At 72.0% G+C, this 14303-nt stretch carries 14 protein-coding genes; 4 read left to right on the top strand and 10 right to left on the bottom strand.

Going from position 1 to position 14303, the window contains the following annotated elements:
* Nucleotides 1-2: 2 nt before the first annotated feature.
* Together HDA30_RS01015 and HDA30_RS01010 are read left to right on the top strand one after the other, a co-directional pair.
* Nucleotides 3-902, top strand: a complete 900-nt coding sequence (locus tag HDA30_RS01015; RefSeq protein ID WP_184240824.1) for an NAD-dependent deacylase — start codon at nucleotides 3-5, stop codon at nucleotides 900-902.
* Nucleotides 899-2551 (top strand): anthranilate synthase component I family protein, encoded by a 1653-nt coding sequence (locus HDA30_RS01010; protein ID WP_184240823.1) that lies wholly within the window; start codon nucleotides 899-901, stop codon nucleotides 2549-2551. The genes HDA30_RS01015 and HDA30_RS01010 overlap by 4 nt, the downstream gene beginning before the upstream one ends.
* Nucleotides 2552-2926: 375 nt before the next feature.
* On the opposite strand, the gene HDA30_RS01005 is transcribed toward HDA30_RS01010, so the two are convergent.
* From HDA30_RS01005 to HDA30_RS00975, 7 genes are read right to left on the bottom strand one after another with little or no spacing between them, the layout of a single operon-like run.
* Entirely contained in the window at nucleotides 2927-4249 is a 1323-nt protein-coding gene (locus HDA30_RS01005; RefSeq protein WP_184242233.1) for a deoxyguanosinetriphosphate triphosphohydrolase, read from the bottom strand.
* A gap of 34 nt (nucleotides 4250-4283) precedes the next feature.
* Nucleotides 4284-5567 (bottom strand): tRNA dihydrouridine synthase DusB, encoded by a 1284-nt coding sequence (gene dusB, locus HDA30_RS01000; protein ID WP_246418670.1) that lies wholly within the window; start codon nucleotides 5565-5567, stop codon nucleotides 4284-4286.
* 36 nt (nucleotides 5568-5603) lie between these two features.
* A complete protein-coding gene (locus HDA30_RS00995; RefSeq protein ID WP_158495523.1) occupies nucleotides 5604-5999 on the bottom strand; it encodes an ankyrin repeat domain-containing protein in 396 nt (131 codons plus the stop codon).
* 43 nt (nucleotides 6000-6042) lie between these two features.
* Nucleotides 6043-6657 carry a cation diffusion facilitator family transporter gene (locus HDA30_RS00990; protein ID WP_184240822.1) on the bottom strand — a complete coding sequence of 205 codons (615 nt, stop codon included), beginning with the start codon at nucleotides 6655-6657 and terminating at the stop codon, nucleotides 6043-6045.
* A complete protein-coding gene (locus HDA30_RS00985; protein ID WP_184240821.1) occupies nucleotides 6654-7175 on the bottom strand; it encodes a hypothetical protein in 522 nt (173 codons plus the stop codon). The genes HDA30_RS00990 and HDA30_RS00985 overlap by 4 nt, the downstream gene beginning before the upstream one ends.
* Nucleotides 7172-8341: a GNAT family N-acetyltransferase gene (locus HDA30_RS00980; RefSeq protein WP_184240820.1), complete on the bottom strand. Its 1170-nt coding sequence runs from the start codon at nucleotides 8339-8341 to the stop codon at nucleotides 7172-7174. Before HDA30_RS00980 ends, HDA30_RS00985 begins: the two co-directional genes overlap by 4 nt.
* Nucleotides 8338-9720, bottom strand: coding sequence for a glycine--tRNA ligase (locus HDA30_RS00975; protein WP_184240819.1), 1383 nt, complete (start codon nucleotides 9718-9720; stop codon nucleotides 8338-8340). The genes HDA30_RS00980 and HDA30_RS00975 overlap by 4 nt, the downstream gene beginning before the upstream one ends.
* 70 nt (nucleotides 9721-9790) lie before the next feature.
* Here HDA30_RS00975 and HDA30_RS00970 point away from each other — a divergent pair, with 70 nt between their 5' ends.
* Nucleotides 9791-10060 carry an RNA-binding S4 domain-containing protein gene (locus HDA30_RS00970; RefSeq protein ID WP_184240818.1) on the top strand — a complete coding sequence of 90 codons (270 nt, stop codon included), beginning with the start codon at nucleotides 9791-9793 and terminating at the stop codon, nucleotides 10058-10060.
* Between the two features lie 54 nt (nucleotides 10061-10114).
* Here HDA30_RS00970 and HDA30_RS00965 read toward each other — a convergent pair whose 3' ends face one another.
* Nucleotides 10115-10816 carry an alpha/beta hydrolase gene (locus HDA30_RS00965; protein WP_184240817.1) on the bottom strand — a complete coding sequence of 234 codons (702 nt, stop codon included), beginning with the start codon at nucleotides 10814-10816 and terminating at the stop codon, nucleotides 10115-10117.
* An 89-nt stretch (nucleotides 10817-10905) separates the two neighbouring features.
* On the opposite strand from HDA30_RS00965, the gene HDA30_RS00960 reads away from it, so the two are divergent.
* Nucleotides 10906-11745, top strand: a complete 840-nt coding sequence (locus tag HDA30_RS00960; RefSeq protein ID WP_184240816.1) for an SGNH/GDSL hydrolase family protein — start codon at nucleotides 10906-10908, stop codon at nucleotides 11743-11745.
* 44 nt (nucleotides 11746-11789) lie between these two features.
* Here HDA30_RS00960 and metX read toward each other — a convergent pair whose 3' ends face one another.
* Nucleotides 11790-12929 carry a homoserine O-acetyltransferase MetX gene (gene metX / locus HDA30_RS00955; RefSeq protein ID WP_425488397.1) on the bottom strand — a complete coding sequence of 380 codons (1140 nt, stop codon included), beginning with the start codon at nucleotides 12927-12929 and terminating at the stop codon, nucleotides 11790-11792.
* A 2-nt stretch (nucleotides 12930-12931) separates the two neighbouring features.
* Nucleotides 12932-14287, bottom strand: a complete 1356-nt coding sequence (locus HDA30_RS00950; protein WP_184240815.1) for an O-acetylhomoserine aminocarboxypropyltransferase/cysteine synthase family protein — start codon at nucleotides 14285-14287, stop codon at nucleotides 12932-12934.
* Nucleotides 14288-14303: the final 16 nt, after the last annotated feature.

Here is a 14303-nt window from a genome sequence, read left to right as displayed (position 1 = left end):
CCATGCCTGCCACCCCCGACGACTCCCCTCACCAGAACCCCGGTGACCCCGTCTCCAGCGCCGGCCTCGACGCCGCGACGCTGGACGCCGTCCGCACCCTCGTCGACCACGCACAACGGCCCGTCGTCCTGACTGGCGCGGGCATGTCCGCCGAGTCCGGCGTCCCCACGTTCCGCGACGCGCAGACCGGCCTGTGGGAGCGGTTCAGCCCGCAGGAGCTCGCCACCGAGGAGGCGTTCCGCGCCGACCCGGCACTGGTGTGGTCCTGGTACCGCTGGCGAGCCCGCATGATCCGCGCGTGTGAGCCGAACGCCGGGCATCGGGCGCTCGCGGCCTGGCAGCGTCGGCTCGACGCGGCGGATGGCACGGCGGGTTCAGCGGAGGCCAGCCTGCACGTGGTCACCCAGAACGTGGACGACCTGCATGAGCGCGCCGGGGCGCGCGTGCTCGCCCACGTGCACGGTTCGCTGTTCGAGCACCGCTGCGCCGTGTGCGACGCCCCCGCCGAGCACGACCCGGGCGTCGCCGATGAGGGTGCGGCCGGCTCCGAGGCGGACCTGGCGGCGATGCTCCGGCACGAGCCGCCCGCGTGCCCCCGCTGCCCGGACGGGACGCTGCGCCCCGGCGTCGTGTGGTTCGGGGAGATGCTCCCGGCCGGGCCGTGGGAGCGTGCCGTCGACGCCGTGGAGCGCGCCGACCTGGTGCTCGTGGTCGGCACCTCCTCGTTCGTGCAGCCGGCCGCGTCCCTGCCGCTGCTCGCACTCGAGGCCGGGGTGCCGGTCGTCGAGGTGAACCCCGAGCGCACCGAGCTGAGCCCACACGTCACGCACCGACTCGCCGGGACAGCCGCCCGCGTGTTGCCCGCCCTCATCGGCGCCGAGGCCACCGGCGGGACCGCATGAGCGTGGCCGTGCCGGACCCGACGGCGGCACCCGCGCCGCTGCACGTGGCGACCCGGACGATCGATTCCCCACGGCTGGCCGCCCTCGGACACACGAGCGCCAGCGCGGGCCCGGCCGTCTACGCGCACGCCCTGGAACGGATGCCGGACCAGCCCGGGGCGAGGTTCTGGCTGGACTCTGCGCGGGTGACCCCGGCCGGCGAACACGACGAGGGCGCCCGGCACAGTGTGCTCGGCGACGCAGCGGACGTGCTGAACGACGAGGACGCGGGCGGCGCGGACGACGACGGCCCGCTCGGCCCGAGGATCCTGCGCGCCGGCCACACGGATCCCGAGGCGGCGTGGGCCCGCCTGTCTGCCCTCGTCGGTGGCCGTGAGGTGCGCGGCGGGGAGGGCCTGCCACTGCGCGGTGGCGTGGTCGGGTTCTGCTCCTATGAGCTCGGCCTCGCAGACCTGGGCGTCAGGGCCCCGACGCCCGGACCTGAGGACCCGGTCGTGCCGGGCATGCTCTGGGTGCGACCGAGCCGGTATGTCGTGCTCGACCACCGGGCCGGGACCCTGACGAGCGTCACCGTCGGACTGGACGAGGCCCGCGTCCACGAGGCGTGCGCCGCCTGGCACGAGCGGGTGCTCGCCGCGCTGGAGGTGGCGGACACTGCTGCAGCCACGGACGACCGCCTGGCCGATGACCGTCGTTCGCCCGCGTCCCCGGACTCCCCCGCCGCGCCTGGGTCACCCGCCTCGTCCGTGCACGGCAGGTGGCGACACAACCGCGGCGAGTATGCCGAGCTGATCGACCGCTGCCACCGGGCACTGTGGGAGGGCGAGTCCTACGAGCTGTGCCTGACCACGCGCTTCGACGTCGCCGATGACGTGGAGATCGACCCGTTGGCGCTGTTCATGGCGCTGCGCGAGGGCAGCCCCGCCCCCTACGCGGCGCTGCTCGAAATCGACGGGGGCGCCCCTGAGCAGGAGCGGCTGGCCGTCGTCTCGGCCTCGCCGGAGCGGTTCCTCTCGGGCCGCTCGGGTGTGTACAGCACCAAGCCGATCAAGGGCACGGCTGCGCGCCACGCGGACCCGGAGCGCGACGCCACCGCGGCCCGGTCCCTGGCCGCGGACGCGAAGACCCGGGCAGAGAACCTGATGATCGTGGACCTGCTGCGCAACGACCTGTCGCGGGTGTGCGAGCCCGGCTCGGTGCGGGTGCCGGCGATGATGGCCGTCGAGTCCTTCGCGAGCGTGCACCAGCTCGTCTCGACCGTCACGGGGGTGGCCGCCGACGGGGTGAGCGCCGTCGACGTCGCCCGCGCCCTGTTCCCGGGCGGGTCAATGACGGGGGCGCCGAAGGCCCGGACGGTGGAGCTGCTGGCCTCGTGGGAGGCCGCCCCACGGGGTGTCTACTCGGGGGCGCTCGGGATGTTCGGCGCCGACGGGGACTGCGAGCTGTCGATCGTGATCCGCACGGCCGTGCTCGCCCCGACGGCCTCGGGGCTGCGCTGGAGCGTGGGGGCGGGCGGGGCGATCGTCGCCGACTCCGACGCGGAGTCCGAGCACGACGAGGTGCTCCTCAAGGCCGCGGCCCTGCAGCGGGCGATGGCACGCGCGAGGGGACGCGGGCAGCAGCTGCCGGGCGCCACCCGGAGGCGGTGACTCCTGGGCCCGACGGTGCCGTCGGCAGTGCGGTCCGCCTGGCCCCGGCACCTGCCCGGCCCCAGCACCGCACCTCGTGCCCGGGCCCCATCGTGCCTGGCCCCGGCACCGCACCTCGTGCGCGGCCCCGCATCGTGCCCGGCCCCTGCCTCTTGCGTCGACTTCATACGCCTACGCGCCTCTGCGAACCCCACTCAACCGTATGAAGTCGACTTTTTCGGCTTCGGCTTCGGCTTCGGCTTCGGCTTCGGCTTCGATGACGCGCTCGAGCCGACCGGACGCGCAACCTGCCACGGGACCATCGTCGGAGGGTCAGGCCGCCGGGCACCGCACCTCACCCCCGACCGCCGGACGCTACACCTCACCCCCGACCGTTCAGATCCACACCCTCCGGAACTCCGTGCCCTGCACGAGGGTGTGGTGCCACTCCAGAGCCGTCGAGTCGGTCAGCGAGGCCACCTGATCGATCACGATCCGCCGGCGCGCCGCGTCGTCAGCGGCCTCGGCATGGTCATGGGCGAACATCGGCTCGAGGTACCGCGGCCCCGTCACCTCCAACAGCTCGACGAGCTCGGTGAGGATCTGCCGCTGCCGCGCGTACATCGGCTGCCGCTGCTCCGAGGTCATGACGTAGGCCGCCGCGATGCCCTTCATCGCCGCGATCTCCGTCTCCGTCTCGGCCGGCACCACCACGTCGGCGTTGTGCCGGGTCAGTGGCTCATTGCCGTGCACGGCCCGCGTCGCGTCGAACGCCGCGGTGCAGAACCGGCCGATCAACTGGCTCGTCATGTCCTTCATCGCGGCCAGGTCCCGACGGGAGCCGTCGAACTGCGCCACCCACACCTCCGTGGCCTCGAGCCGGGCCAGAGCCGCGTCGATCTCGTCCGGGTCCGTCTGTGGCAGATACCACTGCCGTGTGGTCTCGATGACCCGTTCGCGGTGGTGATCCCGGCGCAGCCAGCCGAGCTGGAACGCGGCGTTGACCACTCCATCCTCGACGTCGTGCACCGAGTAGGAGACGTCATCGGCCAGGTCCATCACCTGCGCCTCCATTGACGTCCGAGTGCCCGTCAGCCCCTCCCGGAACCAGCGGAACACCGGCAGATCGTCCTCGTAGACGCCGAACTTCTTCGAGCGGGTGCCGTCGGCGCGCAGCGGAGCATCCTCGGCCCGCCACGGGTACTTGCACGCCGCGTCCAGGCTCGCCCGCGTCAGATTCAGGCCGGCCGAGACACCGTCGTCGAAGAACTTCTTCTGTTCGAGCCGGGCAAGCAGCCGCAGCGTTTGGGCGTTGCCCTCGAAGCCGCCGATGTCCCCGGAGACCGCGTCGAGCGCCTTCTCCCCGTTGTGGCCAAACGGCGGATGCCCCAGGTCGTGCGAGAGGCACGCGGTGTCCACGACGTCCGGGTCGCAGCCCAGCGACCGGCCCAGCTCGCGGCCGATCTGCGCGACCTCGAGCGAGTGCGTCAGGCGCGTGCGCGCGAAGTCGTCGGCGTCGGGGGCCACGACCTGCGTCTTCGCCCCGAGCCGGCGCAGCGAGGAGGAGTGCAGCACCCGCGCCCGGTCCCGTTCGAAGTCCGAACGGTACGTCGACTTCGAGGGTTCGGGCAGCCAGCGGGCGCGGTCCCACGCCGTGTACCCGGGCGTCTGAACGGCCTCCCCCGCATACGGCGGGCGGCCCTCGGGGCCGAAGAGCACCGGGTGCGGGAGCGCGTCGTGGCGCGCGCGGGTCTCAGCCACCGGAGACGTCCAGCTCGGCCGCGGCGATCATGGCCTTCTGCTCCGCGTTCAGCTCGCGGGAGTCGAGCCAGTTCTCCGGCAGGTGCGGGCGCTTCGGGGCGCCGGCACGACCGCGCGGCCCCTCGGCGTCGAGGCCGGGGTACGGGGCGTCGCGGTCAACCTGGGCGAGGATCTGACGCATCGTCGCCAAGTCCGGGACGGTCGACAGAGCAGTGCGCACCGCCGATCCGACCGCGTAGCCCTTGAAATACCAGGCCACGTGCTTGCGGATGTCCCGCAGCGCCTTCACCTCGTCACCGCCGAAGGTGTCCACGAGCAGCTCGGCGTGCCGGTACAGGGTGTCAGCGACCGTGCCGAGGTTCGGGCGGAACCGGTCGGTGCGGCCCTCGAACGCGGCCTGCAGGTCACCGAACAGCCACGGGCGGCCCTGGCAGCCGCGGCCGATCACGACGCCGTCCACGCCGGTCTGCTCGACCATCGCGATCGCGTCCTCGGCGGACCAGATGTCCCCGTTGCCCAGCACCGGGATGTCCGGCAGGGCCTCGCGCAGCCGGGCGATGTCCTCCCACACCGCCGTGCCCGAGTAGAACTGCCGCGTGGTGCGCCCGTGCAGAGCGACCGCGGCGACGCCCAGATCCCGGGCGGTGCGGCCGGCATCGAGGAAGGTGAGGTGGTCCTCGTCGATGCCGCGGCGCATCTTCACGGTGACCGGGAGGTCCTTCTTCGAGGCCTCCGTGACGGCCGCCTTCACGATCGAGGCGAACAGCTCCGACTTCCACGGTAGGGCCGATCCACCGCCGCGGCGGGTGACCTTCGGGACGGGGCAGCCGAAGTTCATGTCGATGTGGTCGCAGCGGTCCTCCTCGACCAGCATGCGCACCGCCGCACCGGTGGTGACCGGGTCCACCGAGTACAGCTGGACGGAGCGGGGCACCTCGTCGGGGTCGTGCTGGATGATCCGCATGGACTCGGGCTTGCGTTCCACCAGGGCGCGCGCGGTGACCATCTCGTTCACGTACAGGCCGCCGCCGTATTCGCGGCAGAGGCGACGGAACGCCGTGTTGGTGATGCCGGCCATCGGGGCGAGCACGACGGGGGTGTCGATCGTGATCGGGCCGAGACGCAGCGGCGGCAGCGAGAGCGTGCTCTGCGTGGGCCCGGCGTGCCGGCCCTCGTGCAGCTGCTCGTCGTCGGGAATGCGTCGACCGGCGCCGGCGGACTTCGCATAGTGCGCGGCGTTCGGGTCGACGGGAGCGGTCTGGGAAGAGGCAGTCATGGTGGGGACCATTGTCCCAGACGCGCCGGGGCCGACTCAGGCGTCTGTGTGGCGCGCCTCGTCGAACAGCGGCACCAGGTGCTCCCCGCCGAACATCTGCGCGGTCTGTCGGGCCGAGGGGGTGCCGGCGTCGGGGTCCGCACCGGCGGCCAGCAAGTGGCGCATCGACGCTTCGTCCTGTTTGAATGTCGCGCAGGTCAGAGGCCGTTGACCACGGTCGTTGGCGTCCTCCACGTCGGCTCCGCGGGCCAGGAGCATCGCGACCGTCTCCGACTGCTCGTGGTACGCGGCGAGCGTGAGGAACGTGTCTCCGGCGTGGTTGCGGATGCGCGTGCTCACCCCGGCCTCGAGATACGCCTCTAACAGAGCGGTCTCACCGGCCCGGGCGGCGTCGAAGAGGCGATTGGCCAGCTCGATGTCCTGTTCACGCATGAGGCCAGCCTGCCACGGACCGTCCCGACCGTGCCCGTGCTCGTCAGTCGTCGTCGAGCTCTCCGGCGAGCGCCTGCTCGGCCAGCCGCTCCTGCTCGGCCTTCTCCCAGACCTCCCTGGCCGCGGTGCCGTTGAGCAGCACGAGCCCCACGCCGAGCAGGATGTCCGGCCAGCCGGAGCCGGTCCACGCAGTCACCCCTGCCAGCGCGACGATCGCGACGCCCGCCAGCAGGTCGTTCCGCGCGGCCAGGTAGGCGGCCGCGGTCAGGGAACCCACGCCCGAGCGGAACCGCACGAGCACCCCCGTACACACCAGGTTCACGACGAGCGCACCGAGGGCGGCGGCCAGCAGCGGGCCGGACGCCGGCGGGTCGGGGTCGCCGACCTTCATGACCGCCATGATCAGCGCCGCGATAGCCGGCAGCACGATGAGCACCGCCATGATCTTGCCGACACGGACCTGCCGGGCCACGGACCAGCCCAGGGCGATCGCGATGAGCAGGTTCACCGCGAAGTCCTCGAAGAAGTCGACGGCGTCGGCCACGAGCGCTACCGAGCCGATCGACACCGCGACCGCCAGCTCGACGAGCATGTAGGCCAGGTTGAGCCCGGCGACGAGCAGCACCGCCCGGCGCAACGACGCCCGGTCCACACTCATGCCCGCACCGGCTCCCACGCGGCGTCCATCACGAGATACGGCCCCGCGTCGACGCCCTCGACACCCTCGACGCCCTTCGGGACGACGTTGTACATGCGTAACCGCAGCGCGTCATCGGAGCGGAACACCTCGATGCGCCAGCCCCAGCCGGAGTGCCCCATGGCCACTTGCACGGCGCCGGCCCCGGTCGCCGCCTCGGAATGTTCGCCGGTCCTGTCACCCGGGCAGGCGCTCGTGCCGGCCAGCAGCGCGATCTCGTCCTTCTGGTGCCACGAGTCGACCCAGCCGGCCGTCACGGTGCCGTCCTCGCGAGGACCGCCCACGACGAGATGGCCCTCCTGCACGCCGTCCTCGGGATGCAGCCACACGTAGTCGAGTGTCCAGGCCACGCCTTCGGCCACGCCCCGCGTCGATGCCGTCGCCGGCGCCGGCGACAGCTCGTGATCCGGCAGCAGCCGGAACGCGCACGTGCCGGACCAGGTCGCGGTGCTCGGGGTGAACAGGGCCTCGTCGATCACCGGGCGGCCCCGGACCCCGTCGGCTCCGCACGGGTGTGTGTGACCTGCTCGTCGCCGGAGTCGGCGTCGTCGACGAACACATAGGCGTCCACGAGGGTGCGGGCCGCTCCGGCGGCCTCGAGCCCATCGACGATCCGCTCGAGCGGCGCCATCGCCTCGTCGACCTCGACCTGCACCGGGTGCTGGGCCACGAGCACCGCGAGCATGTCCGCGACCGCCTGCAGCGCCTCCGGTTCCGACAGCTGCGGGTCCCAGCCGAGCAGCACGTCCGCTGGCTCATCCTGGCGCTGCGCCGTGTAGGAGACGGCGAACGCGCGGATCGCACCGCCGTCCTCCTTCGGCCGCTCGCGCTGCACCACGGCCCCGGCCGCGCCCGTGCTCGGGCCCAGCAGCAGGTTCTGCGCCGCCCCGAGGCTCATCGCCGAGGGGTCCCAGTCGTGCACCGCGTCGTAGAAGTCCACGACAGCCTGCGTCAGCTCGACCGAACCGGTCGCCGCCTCCTCGAACACGAGCCCGTCCGGGTGCTGCTCATCCCGCACCGAGGGCAGCTCGAGGCTGCCCGGGGCGATGGCCACGCGCCGCGAGCGCTGCACGGGGGCGAACCCGCGGGGCACGAGGAAGGCCTCAGCAGCCTCCGCGAGCCGCGCGGTCTGCTCCTGCGTCCGCTCGGGCTCGTGCAGGCCGTGTCGGGCCAGGCTGGTCTCGCCGTCGGCGTCCTCCTCCGCCTGCGTCTGCGAGGTCGCGGCGACCAGCGCGTTCTTCGCGAAGCGTGTCTTCAGTGCTGCGGAGGGCACAGCTCCGGCGGCATGCGCCGCAGACGCTTCGGCCCGCAGAGCGTTCAGAAGCGCGGAGCCGATGCCCCGACGACGCGCGGTCGGCGCCGTCTCGACGTAGGTCCACAGCCGACGCGGGTGCACGGTGGAGTGGAACACCGTGCCCGCGGCCACCGGCACTCCGTCCTCCTCGGCCACGAGCGTGCGTCGCCACGGGGACGTCGAGTCCGCCGCGAGCATCGAGCGGTCCTGGTGCTGCTGCGCATTGACCGGGTCGCCCCACACCTCGAGCAGGGCGAGGTCGTCGCCGTCGGCCCAGGCGCGCAGACGCACGCCCGAGGGCAGGCCCGCCGTGTCCGCCGGGCCGCGCCCGGCCGTCGTCTCGCCGCTCATTTGACCAGACGCTCGATCAGATAGGACTTCACCTGGTCGAGGGATACGCGCTCCTGCTGCATCGTGTCGCGCTCACGAATGGTGACGGCCTGGTCCTCGAGGGTGTCGAAGTCGACGGTGATGCAGAACGGGGTGCCGATCTCGTCCTGGCGGCGGTAGCGGCGGCCGATCGCGCCGGCATCGTCGTAGTCGACGTTCCACAGTCCGCGCAGCTGCGCGGCCAGGTCCTGCGAGACCGGCTTGAGGTCGTCCTTCTTCGACAGCGGCAGCACGGCGGCCTTGACCGGGGCGAGGCGCGGGTCGAGCTTGAGCACGGTGCGCACGTCCACACCACCCTTGGTGTTCGGCGCCTCGTCCTCGGCGTAGGCGTCGACGAGGAACGCCATCATCGCGCGGGTCAGGCCGAACGAGGGCTCGATCACGTACGGCGTGTAGTGCTCGTCGTTGGCCTGGTCGAAGAACTGCATCTTCGTGCCGGAGTGTTCGGTGTGCTGAGACAGGTCGTAGTCGGTGCGGTTGGCCACGCCCATCAGCTCCCCCCAGCCGTCGCCGCCGGCGAAGCCGAACCGGTACTCCAGGTCGATCGTGCCGTCCGAGTAGTGGGCCCGCTCCTGGGCGGGGACGTCGAGCCGGCGCAGGTTGTCCTGGTTCAGCCCCAGGTCGATGAACCAGTTCCAGCAGTCCTCCACCCAGCGGTCGAAGTGCTCCTGCGCCTGGGCCGGCGGCACGAAGTACTCGATCTCCATCTGCTCGAACTCACGGGTGCGGAAGATGAAGTTGCCAGGGGTGATCTCGTTGCGGAACGCCTTGCCGACCTGCCCGATCCCGAACGGAGGCTTCTTGCGCGCCGCCTGCACCACGTTCAGGAAGTTCACGAAGATGCCCTGCGCCGTCTCGGGCCGCATGTAGTGCAGTCCCTCCTCGTTGTCGACGGGTCCGAGGTAGGTCTTCATCAGGCCGGAGAACATCTGCGGATCCGTCCACCCGCCGGTGGTGCCGCAGTCGGGGCAGGTGATCTGCTCCATGCCCTCAGCGGCGCGCCCCTTCTTCGCTTCGTACGCCTCGAGCAGGTGGTCCTGGCGGTGGCGCTTGTGGCACTGGGTGCACTCCACGAGCGGATCAGTGAAGGTGTCGACGTGGCCCGAGGCCTTCCACACATCGCGCGGCAGGATGATCGAGGAGTCCAGACCGACCATGTCCGCGCGCGAACGCACGAAGGTCTTCCACCACTCGGCCTTGATGTTCTCCTTCAGCTCCACGCCCAGGGGCCCGTAGTCCCAGGCGGAGCGCGAACCGCCGTAGATCTCACCGGCCTGGAACACGAAACCGCGCCGCTTGGCGAGGTTGATGACGTTGTCCAGCGCGGACGTGGCGGTCATGGGGCATCAGCTCCGTTGTGATCGAGACGGCGGTGGTTCGCAGGCCACCCTACCGGGGACAATCAGGGGCATGACCAACCGCGATGACCACGCCGCCACCACCTCCGACGCGCCTGCCCACGCCGAGTCGCTGCCGCTGCGAGACGACATGATCCGGCTTGGGCAGGCCCTCAAGCTGGCCGCCCTCGTCGACGACGGCGCGATGGCACGCGAGGTGATCGAGGCCGGCGAGGTCACGGTCAACGGCCAGGTGCGCACCCAGCGCGGGGCCCAGCTGCGCGACGGGGACGTGGTCGAGTTCGCCGGCGAGGCGTTCGTCGTGGCCGCCAGCCGCGCCTGAGCCCCGCCCTGACGGCCCGGGCGGTCCGACCGGACAGCTCTGGACCGTCAGGACTCAGCCGCGCCCGGGGACGAACTGGTCCAGGTACTCCACGATGTGCCCGATCTCCTGCGGACCGATGCCGTGCCCGGTGCCGGTGTAGACGATCTTCATCAAATCCACGTTCTCGTTCAGCCACGCGTGGGACTGGGCCACCAGCTCCTCGGGGATGACCGGGTCGTCCTGGTCGCGGCCCCAGAACACCTTCGGCTTCGCCGCGGCGACCTCGCCGTCGGGCCGGAACGCGCCCGCCAGCTGGGGCACCTGAGCCTGCGGGTCCACGACGAAGCCGCTCAGCGCGACGGTGCACGCGAAGCCGGCGGGATCCCGGCGCAGCAGCGAGGTGGCCACCGCCATGCCCTGCGAGAAGCCCAGCAGCGAGACGGACTCGAACTCCTCACGCACCTCGTCGACCCACGCGTGCGTCGCCTCGATCACGCGCCGCAGCAAGGCCGGGTCCGTGTCCAGGCCTTCAGTGAGCGGGAACCAGGCGTACCCACCGGTCGGCAGGCCCAGCGGAGCGCGCAGGCTGGCCACCGTGATCCGCTCGGGGACCTCGCGGCACAGAGAGAACAGGTCGTTCTCGTCGGCGCCGTAACCGTGGAGGACGACGAGCAGGTGTCCGGTGCGCTCGCCCTCGGGACGAGACCAGCGGACGGTGAACTCGTCGCGGAGGCGGGAGGCGGACTCGGCGCGCGGGGTGCTCTGGGCAGTCATGCCCCCAGCCTATCGACGGCCGGACAGCACGCGGGGCGCCCCGGAGGCACGGGGTCGAGCCCACCGACCGGCAGGGCCACAATGTGTGCATGCACATCGACGACTCCGACCGGTTCTCCACCGCCCACCCATGGCGTCGCTACGTCGCCCTGGGAGACTCGTTCACCGAGGGCATCGGCGACCCAGACCCTCACCGTCCCGGCTACCACCGCGGATGGGCCGACCGGGTCGCCGAAGAGCTCGCCCGGCTGGCCGACGGGCCGGAGCCGTTCTCGTACGCGAACCTGGCCGTGCGGGGGAAACTGCTCGACCAGATCGCTGCGGAGCAGGTCGACGACGCCGTCGCCCTCTCTCCGGACCTGGTGAGCGTCTGCGCCGGGGGCAACGACATCCTGCGTCGGGCTGATCCCGACGAGGTCGCCCGACGCCTCGACGCGGTCGTGGCCCGGGTCGCCGCCACCGGGGCCACCGTTCTGCTGTTCAACGCCACCGACATCAAGGGCACCCCCGTGATCGGCTGGCTGCGCGGACGCGTGGCCATCTACAACGAGAACGTGCGCACGATCGCCTCGCGACACGACGCCCTCGTGCCGGACATGTGGTCCCTCAAGGAGCTCGCCCGACCGCAGATGTGGGCCGAGGACCGACTGCACTTCTCGGCGTTGGGCCACCACCGGATCGCCGCGATGGTGCTCGAGACCCTCGGCGTCTCCCACGGACTCGAACGTCACGAGGCCCGGCCGCCGGTGCCCCGGACGTGGCGCCAGGCCCGTGCCGAGGACCGGGCCTGGGCCCGCACGCACCTGATGCCGTGGGTGGTCCGACGCATCCGCGGCGTGTCCTCCGGTGACGGAATCGAGCCCAAGCGGCCCGTTCCGGCGCCCCTGTTCGGCGAGCGCATGCCGCAGGGATCGAACCCGGACGGCTGAGCGCCCGCCCGGCCGTGGTGGCGACGGCCGGCCGGCGGCCCCGGTCAGAGCAGGGCGAGGGCGCGGGCAAGCGGGTCGGCCACCTGCGTGTACTCGGTGAGGAATCCGTCGTGACCGATGTCGGAACGGATCACGTGCACGCCTTCGGCCCCGGGCAGCGCCGCGGCCAGTCGCTCGGATTCGGCGGGCAGGTAGAGGCGGTCCGAGTCCACGGCGGCGATGAACGCCGGGCCGCTGAACCGGGCCAGGGCCGCGGCCACGCCGCCGCGGCCGCGGCCGACGTCGTGGCTCATCAGGGCCTCGGTGAGCGTCAGGTAGCTGTTCGCGTCAAAGCGGTCGACGAGTTTGGCCGCCTGATGGTCCAGATACGACTCCACCTGATAACGCCCGACCCGCGCCCCGGCCACGGTGCCGAACGGGTCCTCCCCCGGCTGGGCGTGGCGGCCGAAGCGCTCGGCCAGCTCAGCGCGGGAGCGGTAGGTCACATGCGCGATGCGCCGGGCCAGCCCCAGTCCCGCCTCAGGAGCCGGTCCGCCGTAGTAGTCGCCCCCGGCGAAGCACGGATCCAGCCGGATCGCTGCGCACTGGGCCTGCGCGACCGCGATCTGCTCGGCCGAGGACGCGGCCGTCGACGCGAACACGCCGACGCCGCCGACGCGCTCGGGCTGCGTCACGGCCCATTCCAGGGCCCGGGCGCCGCCCATCGACCCGCCGATCACGGCGTGGAACCGCTCGACGCCCAACACGTCGGCGAGCCGGGCCTCGGCCGCGACCGCGTCGCGCAGGGTCAGGAACGGGAACCGCGACCCCCAGGGTCGGCCGTCAGCGGCCGGCGAGCTTGGCCCGGTCGAGCCGTGACAGCCGCCGATCATCGCCGGGGCGAGGACGAACCATCGGTCTGTGTCGACTGCCCGCCCGGGCCCGACGAGCTGTTCCCACCAGCCGGCGGACGGGTCCGCAGCGTGCGAAGCGACATGGGCGTCGCCGGTGAGCGCGTGCAGCACGAGCACGGCGTTCCTCCCGTCGGCATCCAACTCGCCCCAGGTCTCGTAGGCCACGGTCACGGCGTCCAGGCGGCCACCCGTCTCCAGGTCCACCGGGCCGATCTCGGCGTGCCCGCGGGCACCGGTCGGCAATCGGCGCGGGGACGTGCCCGACTCGGACGAGGCGTGCAGCCCGGTCACGGTCAACGCGCCGCCGCCTCGAAGCCGTGCGCGAGATCTGCCAGGATGTCCGCCACGTCCTCGAGGCCCACCGAGAGCCGCACGAGCCCGGGGTCGACGCCGGCGCGGCGCTGCTCCTGATCGCTCAGCTGCGAGTGCGTCGTCGAGGCCGGGTGGATCACCAGTGAGCGCACATCGCCCACATTGGCCACGTGGTGGTGCAGTCTCAGCGCGTCGACGAACGCCGCGCCGGCCTCGCGCCCGCCGACGATCCGGAAGGACACGATCCCGCCCGCCCCCTCGGTCAGGTAGCGCCGGGCCGCCTCGTACCAAGGACTGGACTCGAGTCCCGGGTACACGACGGAGTCCACCTGCGGATGCGCCTGGAGGAATGCGGCCACCGCGGCCGCATTGGCCACGTGCTGGCGCACGCGCAGCGAGAGTGTCTCCAGGCCCAGGTTCAGCAGGAACGCGTTGAACGGGGAGATGGCCGAGCCGTAGTCCCGCAACAGCTGCACGCGGGCCTTGAGGATGTAGGACAGGTTCGTCCCGAACGGGCCGTCGACGCCCAGGTCCCGCGAGAACACCGTCCCGTTGTAGGACTCGTCCGGCTCAGTGAAGCCGGGGAACCGGCCCGGCTCGGCACCGTAGTCGAAGCGGCCGGCGTCGACGATGACCCCACCCATGGCCGCCGCATGCCCGCCCAGGTACTTGGTGGCGGAATGGATCACGACGTCCGCACCGTGTTCGAGGGGCCGCAGCAAGTACGGCGTGGCCAGCGTGTTGTCCACGATCAGGGGGACGCCGACCTCGTGCGCGGCCGCCGCGACACCGGCGACGTCCAGCACATCGCCGCGCGGGTTACCCAGCGACTCACCGAAGAAGGCCTTCGTGTCCGGACGCGCCGCCGCTCGCCAGGCTTCGAGGTCCTCGGGCCGCTCGACGAACGTCGTCTCGATCCCAACGCGGGCCAGGGTGTGCTTGAACAGGTTCTGTGTGCCGCCGTAGAGCGAGGCTGAGACGACGACGTGGTCGCCGGCCCCGGCCAGGTTGAGGATCGCAACCGTCGTGGCCGCCTGCCCCGAGGCCACCAGCAGCGCCCCGACGCCGCCTTCGAGCGCGGCGATCTTGTTCTCGACCGCCTCCTGGGTCGGGTTGCCGATGCGCGTGTAAAGCGGGCCGAGGTCGGCGAGCGCGAACCGGTCGGCCGCCGTCTGCGAATCTGGGAAGTCGAAGGAGGTGCTCTGAAAGATCGGCAGGGCCGTCGCGCCCGTCGGCGTGTCCCTGGGAACGCCCGCGTGGATCTGACGGGTGCTGAACCCCAGGCCCTCGTCCCGGGCGCGCCCGCCGTCCGGAGTCAGGTGGTGCTTGTTGGTCATAGCCGTGTCTCCTCTG

It is taken from the genome of Micrococcus cohnii, from assembly GCF_014205175.1.
GTDB classification, from domain to species: domain Bacteria; phylum Actinomycetota; class Actinomycetes; order Actinomycetales; family Micrococcaceae; genus Micrococcus; species Micrococcus cohnii.
The sequence above is the reverse complement of the archived record's forward strand: the minus strand, read 5'-3'. Positions and strand labels throughout refer to the sequence as shown.